Annotated in this window: 22 protein-coding genes; 15 read left to right on the top strand and 7 right to left on the bottom strand. The window is 66.0% G+C overall.

Annotation, left to right across the window (positions count from 1 at the left end; translation table 11 throughout):
* Positions 1 to 50: 50 nt before the first annotated feature.
* The 10 genes from AC1RQP_RS15580 (at position 51) to AC1RQP_RS15535 (ending at position 10,415) form a co-directional block, all read left to right on the top strand.
* A complete protein-coding gene (locus tag AC1RQP_RS15580) occupies positions 51 to 2,498 on the top strand; it encodes an adenylate/guanylate cyclase domain-containing protein (RefSeq protein WP_492937594.1) in 2,448 nt (815 codons plus the stop codon).
* Between the two features lie 248 nt (positions 2,499 to 2,746).
* The gene (locus tag AC1RQP_RS15575) at positions 2,747 to 3,568 is read left to right on the top strand and encodes a hypothetical protein (protein ID WP_492937593.1); all 822 of its coding nucleotides are present in this window, start codon (positions 2,747 to 2,749) and stop codon (positions 3,566 to 3,568) included.
* Between the two features lie 106 nt (positions 3,569 to 3,674).
* Complete coding sequence (locus AC1RQP_RS15570) at positions 3,675 to 4,403, top strand: GntR family transcriptional regulator (RefSeq protein ID WP_492937592.1); 729 nt, start codon at positions 3,675 to 3,677, stop codon at positions 4,401 to 4,403.
* A 47-nt stretch (positions 4,404 to 4,450) separates the two neighbouring features.
* Complete coding sequence (locus AC1RQP_RS15565) at positions 4,451 to 5,413, top strand: ABC transporter substrate-binding protein (RefSeq protein WP_239620063.1); 963 nt, start codon at positions 4,451 to 4,453, stop codon at positions 5,411 to 5,413.
* A 6-nt stretch (positions 5,414 to 5,419) separates the two neighbouring features.
* Positions 5,420 to 6,175 (top strand): ABC transporter permease, encoded by a 756-nt coding sequence (locus tag AC1RQP_RS15560; protein ID WP_492937591.1) that lies wholly within the window; start codon positions 5,420 to 5,422, stop codon positions 6,173 to 6,175.
* Entirely contained in the window at positions 6,154 to 6,960 is an 807-nt protein-coding gene (locus AC1RQP_RS15555; protein ID WP_492937590.1) for an ABC transporter ATP-binding protein, read from the top strand. The genes AC1RQP_RS15560 and AC1RQP_RS15555 overlap by 22 nt, the downstream gene beginning before the upstream one ends.
* Before the next feature lie 7 nt (positions 6,961 to 6,967).
* Complete coding sequence (locus AC1RQP_RS15550) at positions 6,968 to 7,777, top strand: ABC transporter permease (RefSeq protein ID WP_239620059.1); 810 nt, start codon at positions 6,968 to 6,970, stop codon at positions 7,775 to 7,777.
* A gap of 9 nt (positions 7,778 to 7,786) precedes the next feature.
* Positions 7,787 to 8,446, top strand: coding sequence for a polysaccharide deacetylase family protein (locus tag AC1RQP_RS15545; protein WP_492937589.1), 660 nt, complete (start codon positions 7,787 to 7,789; stop codon positions 8,444 to 8,446).
* Between the two features lie 3 nt (positions 8,447 to 8,449).
* Positions 8,450 to 9,319, top strand: a complete 870-nt coding sequence (locus tag AC1RQP_RS15540; RefSeq protein WP_492937588.1) for a fumarylacetoacetate hydrolase family protein — start codon at positions 8,450 to 8,452, stop codon at positions 9,317 to 9,319.
* Between the two features lie 52 nt (positions 9,320 to 9,371).
* The gene (locus tag AC1RQP_RS15535; RefSeq protein ID WP_239620055.1) at positions 9,372 to 10,415 is read left to right on the top strand and encodes a uroporphyrinogen decarboxylase family protein; all 1,044 of its coding nucleotides are present in this window, start codon (positions 9,372 to 9,374) and stop codon (positions 10,413 to 10,415) included.
* 133 nt (positions 10,416 to 10,548) lie between these two features.
* Here the strand turns inward: AC1RQP_RS15535 and AC1RQP_RS15530 are convergent, their stop codons facing one another.
* Positions 10,549 to 11,853 carry a Spy/CpxP family protein refolding chaperone gene (locus AC1RQP_RS15530; protein ID WP_492937871.1) on the bottom strand — a complete coding sequence of 435 codons (1,305 nt, stop codon included), beginning with the start codon at positions 11,851 to 11,853 and terminating at the stop codon, positions 10,549 to 10,551.
* A gap of 187 nt (positions 11,854 to 12,040) precedes the next feature.
* Positions 12,041 to 13,063, bottom strand: coding sequence for a LysM peptidoglycan-binding domain-containing protein (locus AC1RQP_RS15525; RefSeq protein ID WP_492937587.1), 1,023 nt, complete (start codon positions 13,061 to 13,063; stop codon positions 12,041 to 12,043).
* A 181-nt stretch (positions 13,064 to 13,244) separates the two neighbouring features.
* On the opposite strand from AC1RQP_RS15525, the gene AC1RQP_RS15520 reads away from it, so the two are divergent.
* The gene (locus AC1RQP_RS15520; RefSeq protein ID WP_492937586.1) at positions 13,245 to 13,937 is read left to right on the top strand and encodes a hypothetical protein; all 693 of its coding nucleotides are present in this window, start codon (positions 13,245 to 13,247) and stop codon (positions 13,935 to 13,937) included.
* A gap of 89 nt (positions 13,938 to 14,026) precedes the next feature.
* On the top strand, positions 14,027 to 16,690 hold the full coding sequence (locus AC1RQP_RS15515) for a bifunctional diguanylate cyclase/phosphodiesterase (protein ID WP_492937585.1): 2,664 nt from the start codon (positions 14,027 to 14,029) through the stop codon (positions 16,688 to 16,690).
* A gap of 243 nt (positions 16,691 to 16,933) precedes the next feature.
* Here AC1RQP_RS15515 and AC1RQP_RS15510 read toward each other — a convergent pair whose 3' ends face one another.
* A complete protein-coding gene (locus tag AC1RQP_RS15510) occupies positions 16,934 to 17,980 on the bottom strand; it encodes a class I SAM-dependent methyltransferase (RefSeq protein WP_492937584.1) in 1,047 nt (348 codons plus the stop codon).
* Positions 17,981 to 18,116: 136 nt separating this feature from the next.
* Here AC1RQP_RS15510 and AC1RQP_RS15505 point away from each other — a divergent pair, with 136 nt between their 5' ends.
* The gene (locus AC1RQP_RS15505) at positions 18,117 to 19,163 is read left to right on the top strand and encodes a GlxA family transcriptional regulator (protein WP_492937583.1); all 1,047 of its coding nucleotides are present in this window, start codon (positions 18,117 to 18,119) and stop codon (positions 19,161 to 19,163) included.
* Positions 19,164 to 19,253: 90 nt separating this feature from the next.
* Here the strand turns inward: AC1RQP_RS15505 and AC1RQP_RS15500 are convergent, their stop codons facing one another.
* Positions 19,254 to 19,376 (bottom strand): hypothetical protein, encoded by a 123-nt coding sequence (locus AC1RQP_RS15500; protein WP_256439331.1) that lies wholly within the window; start codon positions 19,374 to 19,376, stop codon positions 19,254 to 19,256.
* A 108-nt stretch (positions 19,377 to 19,484) separates the two neighbouring features.
* Complete coding sequence (locus tag AC1RQP_RS15495; protein WP_239620045.1) at positions 19,485 to 19,661, bottom strand: hypothetical protein; 177 nt, start codon at positions 19,659 to 19,661, stop codon at positions 19,485 to 19,487.
* A 249-nt stretch (positions 19,662 to 19,910) separates the two neighbouring features.
* Between AC1RQP_RS15495 and AC1RQP_RS15490 the strand changes: the two genes are divergently transcribed.
* Positions 19,911 to 21,065 carry a lactonase family protein gene (locus tag AC1RQP_RS15490; RefSeq protein WP_492937582.1) on the top strand — a complete coding sequence of 385 codons (1,155 nt, stop codon included), beginning with the start codon at positions 19,911 to 19,913 and terminating at the stop codon, positions 21,063 to 21,065.
* Positions 21,066 to 21,305: 240 nt separating this feature from the next.
* Here the strand turns inward: AC1RQP_RS15490 and AC1RQP_RS15485 are convergent, their stop codons facing one another.
* Positions 21,306 to 21,917, bottom strand: coding sequence for a PAS domain-containing protein (locus AC1RQP_RS15485; RefSeq protein WP_239620042.1), 612 nt, complete (start codon positions 21,915 to 21,917; stop codon positions 21,306 to 21,308).
* Positions 21,918 to 22,204: 287 nt separating this feature from the next.
* Here AC1RQP_RS15485 and AC1RQP_RS15480 point away from each other — a divergent pair, with 287 nt between their 5' ends.
* Positions 22,205 to 23,098, top strand: coding sequence for an efflux RND transporter periplasmic adaptor subunit (locus AC1RQP_RS15480; protein ID WP_239620040.1), 894 nt, complete (start codon positions 22,205 to 22,207; stop codon positions 23,096 to 23,098).
* A 142-nt stretch (positions 23,099 to 23,240) separates the two neighbouring features.
* Here the strand turns inward: AC1RQP_RS15480 and AC1RQP_RS15475 are convergent, their stop codons facing one another.
* A complete protein-coding gene (locus AC1RQP_RS15475; protein ID WP_239620039.1) occupies positions 23,241 to 24,089 on the bottom strand; it encodes a caspase family protein in 849 nt (282 codons plus the stop codon).
* Positions 24,090 to 24,262: the final 173 nt, after the last annotated feature.

Genomic DNA, 24,262 nt, shown 5'->3' with positions numbered 1-24,262 from the left:
GGTAGAACGGCCCGCAGCGCCGGCGTCGATGGCGGCGCAAGAGGATCGGGATGGCAGGAGCGAACGACAAGACACGATCTCTGCGCGGGGGCCTGTTCGCCAAATACGTCGTCTCCCTCGTCGGCCTCGTCGTGTTCGTCCTCGCCGTCAACGGGGCGATGGAGACCTGGATCTCCTACCGCGCCACCCGGACGTCGCTGACCGACGGGCTGGAGAACAAGGCCCAGGCGGCCGCCCGGCGGATCGAGCAGTCGATCTCCGAGCTCGATCGCCAGATCAGCTGGGTGACGCGGGCGAGCCAGGACACGCTGGAGAAGCGCCGCGCCGACTACGCGCAGCTGCTGCACCAGGTCTCCGACGTCAACCAGCTGTTCCAGCTCAACGGCGACGGCCGCGAGGTGTTGCGCGTCTCCCGGCAGTCGACCACGACCGGCGGCAATGCCGACCTCTCCCGCGACATGCGCTTCACCGACGCCGTCGCCCGCGGCGTCAGCTATGCGCCGGCCTGGTTCGCCGACCGGACGCCGATGATGTCGATCTCGGTGGCGCATTCCGGCTTCAACGCCGGCGTCACCGTGGCCGAGATCGATCTCAGCTTCCTCACCGATTTCCTGTCCGACGCCCAGGTCGGCAAGGCGGCCTTTGCCTATGTGGTCGATCCGCGCGGCCGGGTGCTTGCGACGTCCTCGAAAGGGCCCGAAATCGGCAAGGACCTCTCCAGGCTGTCGCAGGTCGCAGCCGCGATCGCGCCCGGCCACGAGCCGGACACGTCCGGCACCGACTTCAATGGTCATGCGGTGATGAGCGCCGCGAGCATCGTGCCGAAGCTCGGCTGGAGCGTGCTGTTCGAGCAGCCGACCACGCAGGCCCTGATGCCGATCCGCGACCAGCTGGTGCGCATCGTGCTGCTGATCGGCATGGGCCTGATGGTCGCAATCCTTGCCGGCACGCTGCTGGCGCGCCGCATGATCATCCCGATCACGGCGCTGCGCGACGGCGCCTACAGGCTCGGCGAAGGCGATTTCAGCCACCGCATCGACGTGCACACCTCCGACGAGCTGGAGGACCTTGCCGGGCAGTTCAACCGCATGGCCGACCAGATCCAGGAGACCTATTCGAACCTGGAGACCAAGGTCGAGGAGCGCACCCGCGATCTCGCGCAGTCGATTCACGAGCTCAAGGTGCTGGAGGAGGTCGGCCGCGCGGTGGCCTCCTCGCTCGATCTCAACGCCGTGCTTGCGACGATCGCCGCCCGTGCGATCGAGATCACCCATGCCGACGCGGTGCTGATCTACGGCTTCGACGCCGAGGCGGGCCGCTTCAACCTGGTCGAGGCCAACGGCATCGACAAATCCGCCGACGGCGCGCATGTCACCATCGAGCAGGGCGAGAACATCCTGAGCGAGGCCGCCGCCAGCGGCGAGCCGATCGCGCTTGCCGAGCTCGGCGAGGCCGCCGAGCAGCCGCTGCGCGAGGTCGCGCTCGCGGCCGGCTTCAACTCGGTGCTGGTGGTGCCGCTGATCGACCAGCAGGGCACGCTCGGCTCGCTGGTGGTGCTGCGCCACGCCGGCGGCGAGTTCGCCGGCAGCGTCATCGGCCTGATGCGCACCTTTGCCAACCAGGCCGTGCTGGCGATGCGCAATGCGCGGCTGTTCAGCGAGGTCGACCACAAGAGCCACGCGCTGGAGGCCGCGAACAAGACCGTGCGCGCCCAGGCGGACAAGCTGCGCGAGCAGACCGAGCAGCTCAAGGACTGGAACAAGTCGCTGGAGGCGCGCGTCAAGACCCAGCTCGGCGAGATCGAGCGCATCCGCAAGCTCGAGCGTTTCCTGGCGCCGCAGGTGGCGCAGCTGATCGCCTCCTCCGACAGCCCCGAGGGGCTGCTCACCAGCCAGCGCCGCGAGGTGACGGTCGTGTTCTGCGACCTGCGCGGCTTCACCGCGTTCACCGAAGCGACCGAGCCGGAAGAGGCGATGAACGTGCTGCGCGAATATCACGCCGCGCTCGGCAAGCTGATCTTCAAATATGAGGGCACGCTCGACAAATATGCCGGCGACGGCGTGATGATCCTGTTCAACGCGCCGATCCAGTTCGAGGACCACACCAGGCGCGCGGTGAAGATGGCGGTGGAGATGCGCGACACCATCGGCCCGCTGACCGAGCGCTGGCGCAACCGCGGCCATAGCCTCGGCTTCGGCATCGGCATCGCGCTCGGCTATGCCACGCTCGGCCAGGTCGGCTTCGAGCAGCGGTTGGAATATGCCGCGATCGGCAGCGTCACCAACCTCGCCTCCCGCCTGTGCGGAGAAGCCAAGCCCAACCAGATCGTGGTGAGCCGCCGCGTCTACGGCATGGTCGAGCCGTGGGTCGAGGCCCGCGCCCTCGATGATCTCCAGCTCAAGGGCTTCAATCACCCGGTGCTGGCGATGGAGATCCTGAGCTGGCGCGAGGAGGTGGAGAACGTGGTGGATGCGTCGGTCGCGCGGATGCGCGGGTAGCCGAAGCAAAAAGTGCGAAAACAACCCCATGCACAGTAGACGGGGTCTTAGGAATCAATGGGTTAGCGGGGCCTTTCCGCGGGTGCCAAAGCGTTTGACACGTCGGGCGAAAACAGCGGCAAGACGGTAGCATCCCCACGAACCACATCCCGCCTCCTCGCGACCAACCCTCGCCTCAACGGCGAGGCTGAACCCGGATGGAGCCGACCGTGGCATTTGCCCCGCCTTCGCGTGCTTATGATCTGCAGATGCTGGACCGTCCCGCCGACCGCGTGCGCGATCATGGCTGGGTCTTTGGGCCGCCGCCGGGCATCACGAGCGAACAATGGCCGCTCGATCCGGTCAGCGGCTATCCGCTGATGCACGGGTTCACGCTGTTGCTGCCGGAGGATTATCGCGTGCATGGCGAGGACATCGTCGCGGTGTCGTTCTTTGCCACCGCGCCAGATCACAACGACGGCGGCGCGCCCGATGATCCCGAGATTCGCGAGGCGGTGATGGCGCGCATCTCCCATCCACGCCTGTCGCGCATGACGGACATTCTCGACTACGAATATGCCGCGCTGCTGCTGACACGGGCCGAGTACGAGGGCGCGTTCGCGACGCCGCCGGCACCGCTGGCGACGGCCGAGCGGCCCCGCTGGCTCGACGTCGGCGGGGCCAGCGCCTTCTTCGAGGCGACGCCGCCTTACGCAAGGAAGATGTTCGCCGCTTCGCCGCGCGCGGATCTCGTCGAGAATCGCGCGATCGCCCTGTCGCCGCGCGCGAACGATCCCAATGCCGGCAAGAGCCCGCAGGACGAGCACGTGCGCGGGAAGACGCCGACCGGCTATCAGCCCTACTACTATTATGTCGGCGGCGTGCCCGGCCGCGACAATTTCCGCCTGCATGACTGGAGCAAGGATCACGCCCACAACCATCTCGGCGGCACGATGCGGCCCTGCCAGGCCGTGCCCGAAATGAGCCCGTTCTACATCGAGTTCGAGGAATATTTCGGCGGCTACAATTTCGGCGGCGGCAACGCCCAGCTCGACTTCAGGGATATGAAGTTCGACTGGGCTTGCGGGTGATCACGCCAAGCGTGCCGCTTCTTCTCCTGCTCAACCAAGAGGCGCCAATAAAATCGATTTTCGATTTTCTGTTGACCGCGGGGTGGCGCCTTGCAATCATTCCGCAATGGGTCCGCTTCAGTTCGACATGTCCGGAAACCCCGGCGATGGTCCGCGCAGCCTGACGTCGGCGCTGCATGAGCGGCTGCGCGCCGATATCCTGGCGGCGCGGCTGCTGCCGGCCCAGAAGCTGCACATCGCCGGCCTCGCCAAGCAGTTTTCGGTGAGCCTTGCCGCCGTCCGCGAGGCTTTGTCGCGTCTCGTCGCCGACGGCCTCGTGCAGGCGTCAGACCAGCGCGGCTTCCGCGTGAGCCCGGTGTCGCTCGCCGATCTCGCCGACGTGACACAGACCCGGATCGACATCGAGGGCCTCGCGCTGCGCCGTTCGATCGAGCGGGGCGATGACGCCTGGCTCGCGTCGGTGAAGTCGACCTGGGCGGATCTGAAGGCCGTCCCCTATCACTACCCCGATGATCCGACCGTGCACTACGAGGAATGGGTGATCCGTCACCGCATTTTCCACCGTGCGCTCGTCAACGCCTGCGGCTCGCCATGGCTGCTCGGCTTCCGCGACGTGTTGCACGAGCAGAGTGAGAGATATCGCCGTCTTTCGATCCGACGCGAGCTCGGTGGCAAGCCGCGCGACGTCGAGGCCGAACACGAGGCGATTGTCGCTGCCGTGATGAAACGCGACGCGGACGCGGCAGTTCGCGCCTTGTCGAAGCATTTCGGCATCACCAAGGAGTTTGTCGAGCTCGCCGCCTCGCGCATTGCGGAGGTGAGCCGCACGACCTGACGATCCCTAGAAATTCGGCACAAAAAAAGAGAGACCGGGAGGAAACAATGAAGATCAATCGCCGTCACGCGTTCATGTCGCTCGTTGCCGCCGCAATTTTCGCCGGCCCCGCGAGCGCCGCCGACACCATTCGCGTCGGCCTGCCCACGAAAACTTACTGGCCGACGACGATCGCCGAGACGGCCGTGCGGCAAAAGCTGTTCGAGAAGGAAGGCATCCAGGCCGAGCTGACCATCTATCGCAGCGGCGCGGAGACGTTCGAAGGCATGGCTGCGGGCGCAGCCGACATCATCCTCGATCCGCCCTCGCTGGTTTCCGCCGGGCGCAAGAAGGGCGTGATGTCGCGCATCGTCGCCAACGCCGCGATGGGCAATTTCGGCTGGCAGTTGATGGTGCCGGCCAAATCGACGCTCGACGTCAAGGACCTCAACGGCAAGAAGGTCGCGATCACCGCGGCCGGCTCAGGCTCGGACCTGCTCGCGCTGTGGACCATCCAGGACAAGAAGATCGACTTCACGCGCGTCCCCGTCGGCGGCGGCGGCCTGGTGCCGAATCTGCTGGCCGGCAATGTCGAGGCCGCCGTAGTCTATTCGCCACTGAGCTTCCAGATCTCGAAGTCCGGCGAAGCCAAGACCATCCTCGACTACGCGACCGCGGTTCCGCCGAACCTGACCGCGGGCTGGATCGTGCTCGACAAATTCGCCGAGGCCAAGCCTCAGCTGGTGCAGAAGGCCGTGAACGCTCTCTACGGCGCGGTCGCGTTCATGCGCGCCAATCGCGACGTCACCATCAAGCTGATCGCCGAGCTCTACGAGATGCCGCCGGAGATCGCCGGCCTCGAATACGACAACACAATCATGAAGCTCGAGACCAGCGGCGACATGGGCGCAGCCAACGTGAGCGCCGCCGTGCAGCTCTCGCTCGACCTCGCCAAGCTCGGCGGGCTCAAGGACATCGTGCCGGTCGAGGACGTGATCTCGACCAGGTTCAAGCCCGTCCCGACCAAGTAGTTGGCGATGCAGAGCACGCTTGCCATCAACCTTGCGCGGCTCGCGATTATCGTCGCGATCCTGGCGCTGTGGGAGGTGTTGTCGCGTACCGGCATCGTCAATCCGCGCCTGCTGCCGTCGGCGTCCGACACTTTCGTGACGCTCGGCGATCTCCTGCAGCGCGCGGCCGTGCAGAAGGACCTGATGGTGACCGCGACCGAGGTGCTGGCCGCGTTCGCGCTGGCCGTCCCCTTTGGCGCGGTGATCGGCTTTCTGGTCGCGGAGAACCGCTACTTCGCCGATGTCGCCAAGCCGCTGTTGTTCTTCGCCTTCAGCATCCCGAAATCGATCTTCCTGCCGATGTTCATCCTCGTGTTCGGCGTCGGCTTTGCCCAGAAGGTCGGCTTCGGCTTCTTCTCTACGATCTTCATCGTGATCATGTCGACCACGACGGCGGTTGAGTCGGTCAAGGTCGAGCATCTGACGGTGGCGCGCTCCTACGGCGCCACGCCGATGCAGACGGCGTTCCGCGTCTACCTGCCGAGCATGCTGCCGGTGCTGCTGGAGGCGTTGCGGATCTCCATGATCTTCAACCTGACCGGCGTGATTCTCGCCGAGATGTACGCCTCACGCGACGGCATCGGCCATCAGATCGCGACCTGGGGCGAGAATTTCCAGATGAAGCAGCTCCTCGCCGGCGTCGTGATGGTCGCCGCGATCGCCATGACGTTCAACGAACTTGTCAGATGGGTGGAAACGCGATGCAGCCATTGGCGAACGTGACCCCGTTGAAGCCCGCCGCGCGCGCCGGCGCGATCGAGGTGAAGAATGTCGGCCAGGTGTTCAAGACCCGGTCGCAGGACGTCGTCGCGCTGGAGGACGTCTCGCTCGAGATCAAGCCCGGCCGCTTCGTCGTGCTGGTCGGCCCCAGCGGCTGCGGCAAGTCGACCCTTTTGATGATGATGGCGGGGCTGCGTCAGCAGACCGCGGGCACCATCACGATCAGCGGCGCGCCGATCCTGCAGCCCGACCCCGACAGGGTCGGCGTGGTGTTCCAGGAGCCGAGCCTGTTTCCGTGGCTGACGGCGGAGGACAATGTCGAGTTTCCGCTGGCGTTGCGGGGTGTCCCCAAGGCCGAACGGCGAGCCAAGGCGCAGGATGCGTTGAAGCTGGTCGGGCTCGAAGGCTTCGGCAAACGTCATCCGCACGAGCTGTCGGGCGGCATGAAGCAGCGCGTCTCGATCGCGCGCGGGCTGGTGCAGGATCCACCGGTGCTGCTGATGGACGAGCCGTTCGCAGCGCTCGACGAACAGACGCGCATGACCATGGGCGACGAGCTGCTGCGCATCTGGGCCGCGACCGGCAAGACGGTCGTGTTCGTCACGCACAGCCTGACCGAAGCCGTCTATCTCGCCGACGAGGTGATCGTCATGTCGGCACGGCCCGGCCGCATCGTGGACCATCTCCAGGTCCAGCTGCCGCGGCCGCGCACCTACGAGATGCTGAGCGGCGATGCCTTCGGGAGCTTGCGCGACCGCATCTGGCGGCACATCCGCAAATCGGCGTGAGGCGGAGATGAGTGCCAGGATAAGCGCGAAGACGCTGCGATATCTGATCGTGATCGGCCTGATCGCGCTGTGGGAGCTGTTGCCGCGCGCCGGGCTCATCCCGGAACTGTTCCTGCCGTCGCTGTCGTCCACGTTGATGGCGGGATGGACAGACGCGGGTGAATACGGTCATGCGCTTGCCGTCACCCTCTACGAGGTCGTGGTCTCCATGGCGTTCGCCTGCGGCGGCGGCATCCTGCTCGGCGCCATCGTCGGCAGCCTGCCGCGCCCGCGCGTGCTGATCATGCCGATGGTGTCGAGCCTCTATGCGGTGCCGCTTGTGATCCTCTATCCCGTTTTCACCGTGTGGCTCGGCATCGGCTCCGAATCCAAGATCGCATTCGCCTCGATCTACGGCTTCCTGCCGACGATGCTCGCGACCGCCGCCGGTATCCAGACCATCGATCCGCAACTCTTGCTCGCAGCCCGCAGCATGGGCGCGACGCTGAGCCAGCGGCTGGTCCGCGTCATCATCCCGGCGGCAATCCCGACGGTGCTGTCTGGTCTGCGCGTCGGCGGTGCGCTGGTCATCGTCGGCGTCGTGGTCTCGGAGATGTTGATCTCCTCGGCGGGCATCGGCTACCTGATCTCGCGCTACCGGACGATCCTCGACAGCCCGCACGTGTTCGCGGGCGTACTGCTCGTGCTGTTTCTTGCGATCGGATTCAACGCCGTGATCCGGTGGATCGAGCGCAAGGCGGCGATCTGGCAGACCGGCACCCGCGCCGGTCAGGCCAACGACGACATCGCATCCAGCGCGATGCAGCCGGCGACCTGAGGTACTCGCGTGTACGATTTGACCCTAACATTCGACAACGGTCCCGACCCCGAGGTGACGCCGCGCGTGCTCGACATTCTCGGTGAGCGCGGGATCAAGACCACTTTCTTCGTCATCGGAGAGAAGCTTGCCGATCCCGAGCGGCGCAGACTTGCGGAGCGCGCGCACCGTGAGGGGCACTGGATCGGCAATCACACCTTTACGCATAGCATTCCGCTCGGTGAGCAATCGGGGCGCGATACCGCAGAGAACGAGATCGGACGCGCGCAGGACGCGATTGGCGCTCTCACACATCCGCAGCGCTGGTTCCGGCCGTTCGGCGGCGGCGGCAATCTCGACAAGCGGCTGCTCAAGCCCTCCGTCGTCGACTATCTCGCGCGCAAAAGACACAGCTGCGTGCTCTGGAATTCCATTCCGCGCGACTGGGACGATCCCGACGGCTGGACCGAGCGTGCCCTCGACCAGTGCAGCCGGCAGCCATGGACGCTGACGGTGCTGCACGATCTGCCGACCGGCGCCACGGATCATCTGGAGCGTTTCCTCGACCGCGCCGATGCCGCCGGTGCGCGCTTCCGCCAGGATTTCCCGCCGCAATGCGTTCCGATCCGCTGCGGCGAGATCGTCCTTCCGATCAACGACTATGTCTCCTGCATTGAAGAGAGTGTTTGACCGATGAAAGTTGCAAGCTTCACGATCGCCGGTACTGCGAGCTATGGCATCGTCACCGACAAAGGCGTCATCGATGCCGGCAAGCGCCTGAAGACATATCCGACCTTGAAGGCGCTGCTCGCGAAGGGGGCGCTCGACGAGTTGAAGCAACTCGCCGGCGAGAAGACCGACTACGCGTTGCAGGACGTCGCGCTGCTGCCGACCATTCCCGATCCCGACAAGATCTTCTGCATCGGCGTCAACTACGCCACGCATCTGGCCGAGAGCGGCCATCCGACGCCGGCGCATCCGATGATCTTCACCCGTTTCGCCAACAGCCAGGTCGGCCACGGCCAGCCGATGATCCGGCCGCTGGAATCCGAACGTTTCGACTACGAGGGTGAAATGGCCGTCATCATCGGCAAGGCCGGCCGCCGCATCTCGCGTGAAGCCGCGCTCAGCCATGTCGCCGGCTATGCCTGCTACAATGACGGCAGCATCCGCGACTGGCAGCGCCACACCTCGCAATTCGCGCCGGGCAAGAATTTTGCCGGCACCGGCGGCTTCGGGCCCTGGATGGTCACGACCGACGAGTTGACCGATATCGCAAAGCAGACGCTGATCACCCGGCTCAACGGCGTCGAAGTGCAGAAGGCTCCGATCTCCGATCTCGTCTTCGACGTCCCGGCCCTGATCGCCTATTGCTCGACCTTCACGGAGCTCGTGCCCGGCGACGTGATCGTCACCGGCACGACCGGCGGCGTCGGCGCCTATCGCACGCCACCGTTGTGGATGAAGGGCGGCGACGTCGTCGAAATCGAGATCTCCGGCATCGGCATCCTGCGCAATCCCGTCAAGGACGAAGGATCGGCCGCGGCAACGCGCGCGGCCTGAACAGTCGCGCTCAACAACGACAAGCCACAACAAGAAGAAGAAGGAGAACCCCATGCCCATGCCGACGCACATCCTGCCGACCACCGTGGTCGGCAGCTATCCGCAGCCGGAATGGCTGGTGAATCGCGCCATGCTGTCGAAGGTGGTGCCGCGCACACGCCTGCACGACATGTGGCGGTTGCCGCCCGAACACCTGGAAGAAGCCCAGGACGATGCCACCATCGTCGCGATCCGCGACATGGAGCGCGCCGGCATCGATATCGTGACCGACGGCGAAATCCGCCGCGAGAGTTACTCCAATCGCTTTGCCACAGCGCTCGACGGCATCGACGGGGACAATCCCGCGATGATCGTGGCGCGCACCGGCAACACCCAGACGCCGGTGCCGCGCGTCGTCGGCCCCGTGAGGCGCAAAGGCCCGGTCGAGCTGCACGATATGCAGTTCCTGCGCAAGAACACGGAGCGTGCGGCGAAGATCACCCTTCCCGGACCATTCACGATGAGCCAGCAGGCCAAGAACGAGTACTATAAGGACGACGAGGAGCTCGCGATGGCTCTCGCCGAGGCCGTCAATGCCGAGGCGCTCGATCTGCAAAAGGCCGGCGCCGACGTGATCCAGCTCGACGAGCCTTGGGTGCGCAACAATCCGGAACTCGCCAAGCGCTACGCCGTCAAGGCGATCAATCGCGCGCTGCAAGGGATCACGGTGCCGACCGTGGTGCATCTCTGCTTTGGTTATGCTGCGGTCGTGCCGGGCTCGAACAAGCCGGCCGGCTATTCCTTCCTGGCCGAGCTCGACGACACCACCGCCGACCAGATTTCGATCGAGGCGGCGCAGCCGAAGCTCGACCTCGGCGTGCTCAAGGACCTGTCGTCGAAGAAGATCATGCTCGGCGTGCTCGACCTCGCGGATCCCGCGATCGAGAGCGTCGATACCGTCGCCGAGCGCATCCGCAACGGGCTGAAATATGTCTCGCCGGATCGTCTCGTCCCGGCGCCGGATTGCGGCATGAAATACATGCCGCGTGCGACTGCGTTCGGGAAGCTGAAGGCCATGTGCGACGCAGCGGCGAAGGTTCGGCGGGAGGTCGGCTAAAGCGCGATGCGATGAGGATGAATCGTCATCGCGCTTTAGGTTGTTGTTTCAGCATGATCTTTTCGGAAAACCGCTGCGCACTTTTCCGGATCATGCTTTAGCGACCTTCACGGGAGGCGTTGCGACTCCGGCCTCACGCCCCCCGCTTCGGCCCGATCGACTCGAACCCGGCCTTCTGCTCGTCGCTCAGATCCGCCTGGAAATCGTCGAGCGCATCGGTGACGTCGCCGACGGCTTGCAGCATCGTCTGCAGCCGCGCCTTCACGGCCGGGAGGCGGGCTTGCGGTGTCGCGGCGGGCTCTGTCGGGCAGGCGCTGAGCGTCTGCATGGTGCGCAGGGTGGTGTCCTGGAGCACCTCGAAGCGGGCGCGGGCCACCTCGTCGAGGTGGAGCGTGGAGGCAATGTCGTTGGCGGGCCATTGCTGCTGGACCAGCTGCTCGTATTGGCGCTGCGCCTTTTCGTCATAACGCGGATCGTAGTCGGGCCGGCAGGCGGCGGCCGCCTGCGCATCCTTGACCACATCCTTGGCCGCATCCTTCTGCGAATCCTTGGGCTGGCGGGACGCCAGCGCAGCGCGGCGATCGCTGGCGAGGGCATTGAGCCTGGCCTTCTGGTCGTCATTGAGGAGACCGGTGAATTTCGCCAGCGGCGCTTCGATTGCGTCGATCGCCTTGATCATGGCCTCGAGGCGCTCGCGCATCAGGCCGAGGCGCTCCGACGCAGTCGCGGGCGCCTGCTCCGGGCAGGCAGTGTGGATGGCCTCGCGCGCCCCATTCCAGGCGGATGCGAGCTCGTCGAGCGCAGTGCGCTGCAGCTCGTTCGGTGCCGCGGCCGCGGCGATGCGGTCGACCGGCAGGCCGCCGGTGTCGCTGGCCTCGCAGAGCGTCTCCGCCGTCGGGACCCTTCGTCCACGCCGGCTTTGCGGCGCGGTGTAGGCGGCGAGCTCCGTCGCCGCATAGGGCGAGAAGATCGCGGCATAGATGTCGCCATAGCCATAGAACGAGAGGCTGGTGGTGTCGCCGAACATGATCGCGGTGGTGAGATCGTCATGCGCGAATGGCCAGAACACCGGGCCGACCCAGCCGTAGCTGCCGTCGGGATGGCGCCACCAGCCCTGCGGGCGCCGGCCGCCATGCCAGCCCGAGAGCGCAGCCTGCGCGGTGAGGGCCGCACGCAGGACATAGGGATTGGACAGCTGGCCGCGCTCGGCCCCGCGCAGATCTTGCGACCGCAGCGCAGCGGAGCGGTATCGGCTGCTGCGCACGGCCATGCGGGAGTGGCGCAGGCGCGACACGCCGAGCATGTGGCCGACCGCGAAACGTGCAACGCCAAGCGGACCGCCACGCAATCCGAACTGCGCCTCCGCCTTGTTGGGCAGCAACACTGCCGCAATCACGAGGGTCGCGCCGGCCAGTGCCAGTCCCATGCGTCCCGACATGATCGCCGACCTGACCACCTCGGCCTCCTCCCAGCGCCAAGCGCAATGCGTCGCAGCACAATGACGCGCGAGGGAACCGATTGTTCCGGAGAGACACAGGGCAAAGCGTCGCGGGCGACCGCGCGCTCTGCCCGCGACAGGCGACTTTCAAGACGCCCGCCTGGGCGGGGGAGGATGGAGCGTGCCGTCACTCCGCCTTTTGCGGCATCACGAAAGTCTGGCCGGGATAGATCAGATTGGGGTTGTTGATCTTGTCGCGGTTGGCCTTGAAGATCACCGCGTAACGGGCGCCGTCGCCATAGGCGAGCCGGCTCAGAGCCCACAGACTGTCGCCACGGGCAATGACCCGGCTGCCGCCCGCCGGCGCCGGTGCGGCGGTGAGCACGTCTGCCGGCGAGGCCGATGCGACCGTGGTGTCCGCCGGCGCGCGCGCGAGGACCTTGGGTTTCGGCGCGCCAGTCAATTTCGGCCGGGCCGCCTGCCTGTCAGGCGCTGAAGCCAGACGCGGCGAGGCCGATGGCAGGGCGGCCACGACATCCGGCTTGTCGTCGGGCTTCTCGGCCTGCTTCGGCTCCTGTCCCGCATCTTGCTTCGCTGCCGGTGCGGGCCGCGCGGGCGGCGGCGCCGCCGCGGCGATGGTCACCGGCATGGTCCGGCCGGACTCCGTCACCGTGCCGTCCGGTGCCTTGGCCCGGAGCGTCAATTCATAGGAACCGGAGGGAAGCTGCGGCGGGGTCATGACGAACTGGCCCGAGGCGTCCGCGACCACACTATCGAGCGGCTTGCCGTCGCGCAGCAGCTCGACCCTTGCCCCCGGCGTGGCGCGGCCCGCGATCACCGCCGCCTCGCCGTGATCGTCGACGCGGGCGACGTCGAAACGAGGGCCGCTATCCGCAACCGCCGGCGGCGGCTTGACCGGCGCGAGATCGGCGAGCGCGGCCGTGACCTCGTTCTGAGTCTCGGCCAGCGCGCCCGCCTTCGGCCCGGGGGCCGGGGCCGGCGGCGCGCCGCCGGCGAGCTTTGGCTGTTCCGGCTTGAGCTGGACCTTGGCCTCAGCCTTGGGTTCGGCTTTGGCCTCCGGCTTGGCGGCGACGGCGGTCTTCGTCCCGTCCGGCAACAGGCGGCGCAGCTCGGTCGGGCCGATCACCAGTGCGGTGCCGGCCAGCGCGAGCAGACAGAGGGCAATGAGGACCTTGGATGCGGTGATCATCTGAAAAGGACCTTGGGTGGCAAATCAGCCGAGGCCGGCAAAGTGCGCCGATTTGGCTGCGGCAGCAAGACGGTCGATAGGATGATAAGCCTCCGTCCCGGCGCCCGGGATGAACCGGCGCGACCCCGCCGGCGTCCAACCGTCGAGGCCGCAGCGCGGCATGTCTTCAAGGAATTTTCCCGTGGCCGTATTTCGCCGTCCCGCCCGATGGCTGGCGCTCGTCCTGACGGTGGCGGCTTCACCCGCACTCGCTGCCTCCGGCCCGCCGCCCGGCTTCACCCTGTCCGACAACACGGATCTCGCCTTCACCTCGCCCGACGGCGCCACCAGGATCGAGCAGCACGTGAAGGAGAGCGATGATTTCAACGTCAGGTGGCAGGCCTGGGCTCGGCACGGCGAAGAGATGACCGAGCTGAAGCCGGAGCAGACCTATCCGGCGGGCTTCCGTTTCACCGACGACTCGCGATGGCTGGTGCGGATGCAGAAGACCGGCTCCGGCGAGCAGGACCTCTATCTCTACCGTGTCGAGAAGGCAGCCGTCGTGAGGGCGACCAGCAAGTCGCTCAGCGATCTCGCCTGGGCCTATTTCCACAGCCGGTCCGACACGAAGAGGATGAAGCTCGACTTCCACATCTCGGCCAATCTCGTGAAAGGCACGGAGGATGGCTATCGCCGGCTCGGCGTCCGCTGGCCCAACAACCGCTATCTCGTGATCTCGCTATCGGGCGAGATGGACAGGCATCCGAAGAACGTTGCCGTGAAGGGCCTCGCCGACTGGCGCTGCCGCTATGATCTCGAAACCGGCACTTTCGACGTGCCGTCGATATTCGCCAAGGCGAATGCGGAGGCGCTGCGATGGGAGATCAGGCGGTGAGCGCCACCTCCGATTCATGTTTTCCTAACCTTTAATGGTAACGGGGTCTTGTCGGTTTTGCTGCATCTTGCATCCCACGGGAGGGCCGGATGGGCGCATCGATCAGATGGACCGCGCGAATGCGCGCGTTGCTCCGCCGTTGGCGCGGGGCGCCGCTGACATGGCTGATCATCGGCGGCTTCGTGCTGATGCTTGCGACCGCCATCGGCACCGCGCTCACCGTCGACCGCTTCCGGCAGAATGCGATCGAGAGCGGCCGCGACAGCCTGGAAAACTCCGTCCGCATGCTCGCCCGGCATTTCGACCGCGCGTTCGAGGACTTTGCGGTGCTGCAGAAGAGCATCATCGCCGAGCTCGAGAGCCACGGCATCGAATCCGCTGAAATCTTCCGCAGCGAAATGGGCACGCTCGCCGTGCACGAGGTGCTGCGTGCCAAGGCCAGCGGCTGGTCCGACGTTGCCGGCGCCAATTTGTTCGATTCCAGGGGCCTGCTGATCAACTCGTCGCGGCAATGGCCGGTCGCCGACATCTCGGTCGCCGACCGCGGCTATTTCAACCGGCTCAAGAACGATCCCGCCTCGCAGGAAGAGGTGGAAGTCGAGCCCGCCCGGCTCGGCAGCGGACCGGCGATCGTGTTCGCGCGGCGCGTCTCCGGCCCGCATGGCGAATTCCTCGGGCTGGTCTCGCGTGCGATCGCGCCCGAACAGCTCGAATCCTTCTTTGCCTCGACCGGGCTCGGCGAGGAATCCTCGATCGCGATGCACCACCAGAACGGCCAGCTGCTCGCGCGCATTCCGCATGCGGATGCGATGATCGGGCAGAATTTCCGCAACGGCACGCCGGAGCAGATGGCGGTGTTCGAGCGCACCTTCGTCACCACCCAGCTCGCAAGCCCGATCGACGGCAAGGACCGCATCGTCGCCTCGCGCCTGCTCGCGGGCGAGCCGCTGGTGGTGGTGGCGACCAAGTCGATGGATGCGACGCTGGCGACCTGGCGCACGCAGACGAAATTCTTCGTCACCATTGCCGTGCTGTCGACGGGCCTGCTGGTGCTCACGCTCTATCTGATCTTCCGCCAGATGACGAACCGGCTCTCGCTCGAGAAGCAGCGGCTCGACACCGCGATGAACACGATGACGCAGGGCCTCCTGATGTTCGACCAGGACGAGCGGCTGATCGTCTGCAACCGGCGCTACATCGAGATGTATGGCCTGTCGACGGAGGTGGTGAAGCCCGGCGTCCATTTCCGTGACGTGATCCGGCATCGCCGGGACACCGGCTCGTTCGAGGGCGACGTCGAGGCCTATTGCGACGGCATCCTGAGCAATGTCGGCCGGACCCAGAGCACCATCGTCGAGACCGCCGACGGCCGCCTGGTCGAGATCAAGAATCAGCCCGGCGCCGCCGGCGGCTGGCTCGCCACCCATGACGACGTCACCGAGCGCATCCGCGCCGACGAGCGCATCGCCCATATGGCGCATTACGACGCGCTGACCGACCTTCCCAACCGCGTGCTGCTGCGCGGGCATCTGGAGCGCCGCATCGCCGAGCTCGGCCAGGGCAAGCCGTTCGCGATCCTCTACATCGACGTCGACGAGTTCAAGGGCGTCAACGATTCGCTGGGCCACGAGGTCGGCGACGAATTGCTGCGCCAGGTGGCGAACCGCCTGCGCGCCTGCGTGAGCGGCAACGACATGGTCGCGCGGTTAGGGGGCGACGAGTTCGCCATCGTCAAGGCCGGCACGAACGACGCGGCCGAATTGACGGCGCTGGCGGAAACGATCCTCGGGGCGTTGCGCGCGCCGGTGAGCTGCAAGGGCCAGGACATCCCGACTGATGCCAGCATCGGCATCGCCATCGCGCCCGACCACGGCGACAATCTCGACGATCTGCTCAAGCGCGCTGATCTTGCGATGTATGCGGCGAAGTCGGAAGGGCGCCGCACCTTCCGCCTCTTTGCACCCGAATACGACGCCAAGGCACGGCAGCGCCGGCAGCTCGAGCTCGATCTGCGTCACGCGCTCGTGCGCGGCGAGTTCGAGGTGCACTATCAGCCGCTGGTCGACCTCGCCGCCAATGTGGTCACCGGCTGCGAAGCGCTGCTGCGCTGGCGCCACCCCGAGCGCGGCATGGTCTCGCCCGCGGATTTCATTCCGGTGGCGGAAGATACCGGCCTGATCGGCGAGATCGGCGAATGGGTGCTGAAGCAGGCCTGCCTCGAAGCCGCCTCCTGGCCCGGCCAGATTCACATCGCGGTCAACGTCTCCCCGGTCCAGTTCCGCTCGCGGACATTGGCGCTCAAGGTCGCCGCCGCTCTCGCGGAGTCAGGGCTCGCGCCGGGGCGGCTCGAACTCGAGATCACCGAGACCGTGCTCATCCGTGACGATGCGGAGGCGCTGACGATCCTGCAGCAGCTGCGCGAGCTCGGCGTGCGCATCGCGCTCGACGATTTCGGCACCGGCTATTCCTCGCTGAGCTATCTGCACCGCTTCCCGTTCGACAAGATCAAGATCGACCGCAGCTTCATCAGCGACATCGGCGAGCCCGAGGATTCCTCGCCGATCGTGCAGGCCGTGGTGCACATGGCCGCCGCCCGCCGCATGGCGACGACGGCCGAAGGCGTCGAGACCGAGGCCCAGCGCGAGGTGCTGCGTCAGCTCGGATGCAGCCAGATGCAGGGCTGGCTGTTCAGCCCGGCCGTGCCCGCGGCGGAGTTGAAACGGCTGCTGGCGGCGCAGGCGGTGGCAGCCTGAAGCGCGATGCGATGGGGATGAATCGTCACCGCGCTTCACGCCCCCGCGGTGACCGTCCAGAACGCGCGCCATCCGCGGCGACCGAGCGCAACCACCCGCCTCCAGGACAGGCGGGACAGGCCTGCGACCAGCGAAGCGCGGGCGAGAAGGAGGTGGACGACGACGTCAATCACGGCCACCTCGCGTCCGCAGCGTGCGGCTCGACCGCGATCGCGCCGATGCGCACAAGGACGTGCGCGGCCGTCATGGCCGCGCCTCCAGGATCATATTGAAGGGCGAGGCGGCAGCCTTGCCGATCTGCGAGAAGCCGCCTTGCCGCAACACATGCGCGATGCGCTTTTCGCCGGCCTGCGCCCCGAGTCCCAAACCGACGTCCTGGCTCAGCGACGTCGGAAGGCAGATGTGGGTGGAGCCGGCGTAGTAGACCCGCCCGACCGGATTGAGATTGTCGGCCAGGCTGTCGCCCGCCGCCGGCTCGACCAGCATCAGGGTGCCGTTCTGCTTCAACGCGGCACGAACGTGGCGGGCGGCGCCGACGGGGTCGCCCATGTCGTGCAGCGCATCGAACATCGTCACGAGATCGAAGCCAGATCCCCCGAAATCCTGGGCCTTTGCGACCTCGTATCGCAGATTGCGTGCGCCGGAGATCTCGGCCCGTGCGCAGTCGATCGAGGTCTCGTCGTAGTCGATGCCGATGAAGTCCGAGTTCGGGAATGCTTCGGCCATGAGCCGGGTCGAATAGCCGTGGCCGCAACCGACATCTGCGACCTTGGCCCCTCGCTCCAGCTTCTCGACGACGCCGTCGAGCGCAGGCAGCCATTCGGCGATCAGATGCGCGCGATAGCCGGGCCGGAAGAAGCGGTCGACGCCGCAGGACATGCAATTGCAGTGATCGCTCCAGCGCAGGCCCTTGCCGGTCTTGAACGCTTCGGCCAGTCGCGGCTCATCGTGATAAACCGCCGGCAGCAGGCTGAAGCCGCCAACCATCGCGACCGGACTGTTCTCATCCGCGAATACGGCCTTCTGCTCCGGTGTCATGCTGAACGTGTCCTTCGTCGCATCAAAGCTCACGAAGCCGGAAGCCGCCTGTGAGGACAGCCATTCGCGAACGTAGCGTTCGTGAGTCCCCGTTCGCCTGGCCAGTTCGGCTGACGTCATCGGGCTGTCGGCCAGCGCGCGGAATAATCCCAGTCGGTCGCCGAGGACGACGAGCGCCGCATTGGAGGCGGCGCCGAGTTCGTTGACGACGAGTCCAAGCAGCTGCTCGAGCTTTCTCTCATCCAAGTTCATGTCTGGCTCCTCAGGGCGCGGAGATGCGCCGCTGAGGTGCGACATAGGGTGTCTGGACTCGCGGATGGAGAGGCAGAATAGTCAGTTTCGAGCCAATCGAGCCAGAGGCTGCAGAATGTCACGTGGACGTGTACGCGTGAGTATTCCCGTGTTCGCCGAATGCGATCCGTCGATCATCTACGGCGTATTCGACACGCTGTGGGGCGCGGGACGGATATGGGACGGCGTCAAGGGCGGCACGCCGGAAGGCCTGTTCGAACCACGGCTGGTCGGCGCCGAACCTGGCCCGATCAAGCTGATCACCGGGGTCAGCATCCTGCCGCAGGACTTGGTCGATCAGGTTGAATCGACCGACATCGTGTTCGTACCGAATGTGATCGTCACGGCAGAGACGGGCACCGCCGTGCTCGATCGCCGGCTCATCGCATGGATCAGGCGGATGCACGAAGCGGGCGCGCAGCTGTACGGATCCTGCGGCGGGTCTCTCGTGCTCGCCGAAGCCGGCCTGCTCGACGGATACGAGGCCACCACGCACTGGGTTTACGAGCCGGTGTTTCGAAAGCATTTCCCCAAGGTCAAGCTCCGCATGGAGCGCGTGCTGGTGCAGAACGGGCCCGGTCACAATCTCGTCTGCGGGGGCGGTGCATCATCCTGGCAGGATCTCGCGCTGCTGATCGTCGCGAAATACGGCGGTACGGAAGAGGCGATTCGCATCTCGAAACTCTTTCTCTACCAGTGGCATCGCGAGGGACAATTGCCGTTCGCCTCGATGGTGCAGAACGTGGATCACGGCGACGGCGTGATCAGGAAGTGCCAAGACTACATCGCGCAGAACTACCAGCGGCAGGACCTCATTGCGGCGCTGGTGCATCACTCCGGGTTGCCGAAGCGCTCATTCGACCGGCGCTTCCGGGCAGCGACCGGCTATTCGCCGCTCGCCTATGTGCAGACGCTGCGCATCGAGGAAGCCAAGCAACTGCTCGAGACGTCGGAAACGGCCATCGAGGATATCTGCCGCGAGGTTGGATACGAGGACGTGGCATCGTTCCGCCGCTTGTTTCGAAAGCAGGCCGGCGTGTCGCCGAAGGATTACCGGCGCAAGTTTCAGCTTCCCGACTACGTCACGGGAGCGCGGCCCCCGGCCTCCGGCACATCGGTCAGGCCGCGGCGGGCGGCCGGCTGACGGCAACAGGGATCACGGTGGCGGCAAGGCCTGACGGGCTGCTGCTCAGGACCTCGCCGGAACAGGGGCAAACCCGCGAGCTCGGCAAGCTCACATCGATCGCCGGGCCGCGCGCACTTCGGCGAATTCGGCGTCGGGATGGCTGACGATGGTGGCGACCATGATGCCGCTGATAATCAGCGACCAGGCGGTGTTCCAATAGATCCAAAACACGGCCAGCCTCCGTTTCCATCTCTCGCCCGACGCACCTGGGTAACGGCGTGGCGATGCCGCCGTTCCCTGGCGCGACGACCGTCCAACAGCATGCGGGCGGACGAGGCGCTATTTTGATTTGGTCGGTGGCGGCGCGCGATCGGTTTGGCCGGTGTGGCGCTTTGCCACGACGTCCTCGTCGCGCTCGCCCTCGCGCGGGCGTGGCGGAAGCTTGGGCTGGCCGGCTTGACCGCCATGCTTGCCGCCCATGTCGGGCTTGCCTTCGAGATCGTTTTCACGGGGCATGCCGGTTCAATGCACTCGCGCGGCATTGGTTCGCAGCGGCATCGGCTGTTTTCGACCCGTGAAAGGGCTCATGGGAGCGTCGCGCTCTGCAATGCACTGGCCGCACGGCGGCGATGCGTGGGCTAACCCGGCGCCACCGATACGAATTCGGCATCGATCGATCCCGATTGGGATTTGGTGCGGCGGCACGCCTGCCGCTATCCTCGCCGGCAAAACGACGATGCCGCGATCCGGCCTTAGGAGGAGCCCATGTCGAAACCGAGGCCGAGACCGCGCCGAGCATCCGCATCCAAAGCATCACGCGCTGCGATCGCCACCACCCTGTTCGCTTGCCTCATTCTCGTTTCCGGAGCCCGTGCCGGCATGGCCGAGACCTTCGCCTATGTCGGCAACGCCGACAGCAACGACATCAGCGTGTTCAAGATGACCGAGCGCGGCGAGATGACGCTCGTGCAGACGGCCGCCTTCAAGGACGTCGAAAAGCCCGGCTCCTCGACGCCGCTCGCGATCACGCCCGACCATCGCGTGCTGATTGCCGGAATCCGCTCGCAGCCATACCTCGCGGTGAGCTTTGCGATCGATCCCGGGACGGGCCGGCTCAGCCATCTCGGCAACGGACCGCTCGCGGACAGCATGGCCAACATCGCCCTCGACCGCAGCGGCAGGTTCCTGTTCAGCGCCTCCTATGGCGGCAACAAGGTCGCGCTGAATCCGCTTCTGGCCAACGGCGTCGTCGGCGAACCCAAGCAGGTGATCCCGACCGGGCTGAACGCCCACGCCTTCCTGCCCTCGCCCGACAACCGCTTCGTGTTCGCGACCAATCTCGGCTCCGACCAGGTCCTGAGCTTCGCGTTCGACGCCGCAACCGGTACGCTGGCGCCGAGCGATCCGCCGGCGCACAAGGCACCGCAAAAATCGGGGCCGCGGCACTTCGTGTTTCACCCTGGCGGCAAGTTCGTCTATCTCCTTCACGAGCTGAACGGCGACGTCGCGGCATTCGCCTACGATGCCAGCAGCGGCGCCTGGGACGAGATCCAGCGCGCCACCACGCTGCCGGAAGGGTTCAATGCCAAAGAGCCTGACAAGAAGCCTTGGGCCGCCGACATCCACATCACTCCGGACGGCCGCTTCCTCTACGCCTCCGAGCGCACCACCAGCACGCTCGCCGCCTACAGGGTCGATGGATCAAGCGGCAAGCTGACCACGATCGGCAGCGTCCCGACCGAGACCCAGCCGCGCGGCTTTGCCATCGATCCCAGCGGGCGTTACCTCGCGGCGGTCGGCGAGCTCTCGGACGGCATGACGGTCTATGCCATCGACCAGAGCAGCGGCGCGCTGGCCAAGCTTAAATCCTATCCCACCGGCAGGAAGCCGAACTGGGTCGAGTTCCTGAGCCTGCCTTGAGGGGCCGCCGACCTACGTAAACATCCGTAATTTCGCAAGGTCCGGCTTGGCGGCATATCTCCGGCCATGGATCGACAGATTGTCTTCAAATGCCCTCAGACTGGCTTGAACGTGCAGCATCGGCTTACCGATGAGCCGGCCGACCGCACGCACGTATCCGTGTCATGCCCGGCCTGCACGCGGCTGCATCTGATCGAACGTTCGACCGGCAAGCTGCTGGGCGATCGGCGCGGCTGACGGTTAACGCGGCGCCGCGACCTGTGGCGTGACGTCCTCGACGTGGTGCAGCAGGAAGACCAGATGGCCGGCCGTGTCATGGATCGGCGAGTTGATCGGCTGCCAATGACGCTCCACGAAGGTGCCATCGGAATCCCGGATGTCGTAGCGCTGGATCGCCATGGCATGGGCCTGCCCCGTCTCGCCGACGATCCGTAAGCTGCCGTAGAGATTGCTGACGCCATCGGCGAGCGGATCGTCGGGATTGTCGGGAAACATCTCGAACAGGGACCGGCCGACCACGTCGGCCCGGCTGATGAAGGTCGCCGCCGCATAGGCGTCGTTGATGTCGACGATGGACAGTCCCGGGCCGGGATCCAGCAACATGTAGGGGTGCGGCGAGCTATCGAACTCCGGCTGGAATTGCCGCCGGATCGTTGCGCCGTCGATATGCTGCCGCCGGCGCTGTTCGAGCCGCGTCGAATCGGCGCCGGACGCGGCCGAGTTCAACAACGCCAACTGGCGCTTCGCCGACGCCAGCAGTGCGCGCACGGTACTCTGGACCGTCGGGTCGCTCGTCTCATTGAGCAGCCGCTCGAAATGGACGATATTCTGCTCGCATACGAACTGCTGCATCCCGTCTCGACCAAGAGTTGTACGGCAGCAACGCCGCATCGTTTCTGACGCTAAACCCATACAGGTCGCTGTCGCAGATGAGAAGACCGTGATCGGCCGCACCCGGGGCCCGGACGACCACGGCAAAGCGCACCCCAGAAGCGCGAACCTGTTCACCAATCCCGCGACTAATCAAAGGCTTGCCGCGACCGCCTGCGGCGCGGCATCCTGTTTTGGGACGACGCGGCCATAGTGCGGGCGGCGGCCATCTGCTATCGATTGGAGACATAGCCCCTGTGGAATTTCCGATGCGTCATTTGCCCCGTGCCGTTGGTCGAAACCTGTGTCCCGCAGCCGTCGCCGGCCTGCTCGTCTTCAGCCCCCATCCGGCCGGAGCCGCCGATGACGACGCGCCCAAGGGGCCGGCGGTCACGGTGCTGAAGGTCGCGAAATCCTGCTTCTCCGACATCGTCGAGGCGACCGGCACGATCGTCGCGCGCGAGCAAACCTCGGTGCGGCCCGAACGTCCCGGCCTGAAGGTCACGGAGGTGCTGGCGGAAGCGGGTGATACCACCACCGCCGGCCAGGTGCTGGCTCGGCTGGCGCTGCCCGAAGGCGGCACGCTTCAGGTCACCGCACCGGTGGCGGGCGTGATCGCGACCTCGACTGCGCAGATCGGCAACTTCGCCTCGGCCAAGGGCGAGGCGCTGTTCACGATCGTTGCGCGCAGCGAATACGATCTCGTCGGCCTGGTGGCCACCACCGATGTGCGCAAGCTCGCGGTCAATCAGCAGGCGAGCGTGTGGATCGCAGGCGCCGACGACATCGGCGGCAAGGTGCGCCGCATCGGCGCGACCGTCGAGCCGAACATCCAGCAGGGGATGGTCTATATCGGCATCTCATCGCAGAAGCGTCTGCTCCTGAACGCGAGCGGGCGCGCGCTGATCAAGACCGGACAGAGCTGCAACGTCGCGGTGCCGCTGACCGCCGTGCAGTATTCATCCGCGGGCACCGTGGTGCAGGTGATCCGCCGCAACCGCGTCGAGACCAAGCGTGTCGAGGTCGGCTTGATGTCGGGCGGCAACATCGAGGTCCGCGACGGCCTCAATGAAGGCGATGTCGTCGTCGCCCGCGCCGGCGCATTGCTGCGCGAAGGCGATCCGGTGCGCCCGGTGATGGCGAGCGCGGAAGCCGCGAAGTAGTCGCCACAACCGTCATTGCGAGCGCAGCGAAGCAATCCAGAGTCCCTCCGCGGAAAGAATCTGGATTGCTTCGCTGCGCTCGCAATGACGATGTGGATACAGATGTGCGCAACAACACGCACATCGCAAAGCCCGGAAAAGCCTAGCCGCCGGCTTCGCCGAACTGGACGTCTTCGAGCAGCGAGGAGGAAACGGTCGGGACCTGGTCGCCTTCGCTGGCGCGGGAGATGGCGAGGCGGGTCTTGTTGAAGACGCTCTCGGCGCTGCCCTGCTTGCTGAGATTGTTGAGGAACTCGCTGACCAGCACGCTGTGCTCGCCCTTGCCGTCGTCGACGACCTTGCCGGGCGAGGCGGAAGTGAGGATCAGCGCATTGTCCGACGCACTGATCGGCGCGAGGCCGTGGCTGTAGGAGCGGAAGCGGCGCTCGTAGGGATTACGGCGGGAGGCATCGACCACGACGAGCTTGGCCTTGGCGCCCTGCTCCTTCATCATCTCGAGCACGCCCTCGATGGAGACGCCATGGCGGCGGACGTCGCTTTCCTTCCAGATCACGGCATCGACCGGCAGCATGTAGCTCTCGCGGCCGGCCTGCACGCCGAAGCCGCCGAAGAACAGCATGACGACGCTGTCGTGCTTGATCCGGGACTTCAGGCGGTTGACGGCGCGGACCATGTCGTCCTTGGTCGCGTCTTCCACCATGTCGACGTCAAAGCCGTTCTTGCGCAGCGACGAGGACAGCGCACGGGCGTCGTTGATCGACTGCGTCAGCGGCGCGCTGGCGTCGGGATAGTGTCCGTTGCCGATGACGAGAGCCAGGCGCGAGGTCTGGCCGATCGAACCGGTGATCTGGTCGGTCGAGACGGCCTTGGCGGCGTCGATCGCACGCATGTTGAGAGCAGCATGGGCGCCGATCACCAGCGACACCGTGCCGATGAGGGCTGCGGCGAAGGCGATCGTGCGTCTGGAAAGGTCGAGCTGCTTTACATTCATCTCGGTTCGTTTCCTGTGCCAAAGACCAGCCACGCGCGCGCACACTGTTTGAGTAGCGCGATAGCGTCTTTAGGTTTGAGGGATTGGCCGGGGGAGTGCCCCCGAATTGCGCGCAATTTGCGGCGCCGCACCAAACAAACCCTTAACCGCATATAGGCCCTCGGGCAATAGAT

The organism is Bradyrhizobium sp. GW821-FHT13H06 (assembly GCF_058803975.1).
This window is presented reverse-complemented; position numbering and strand designations above follow the sequence as displayed.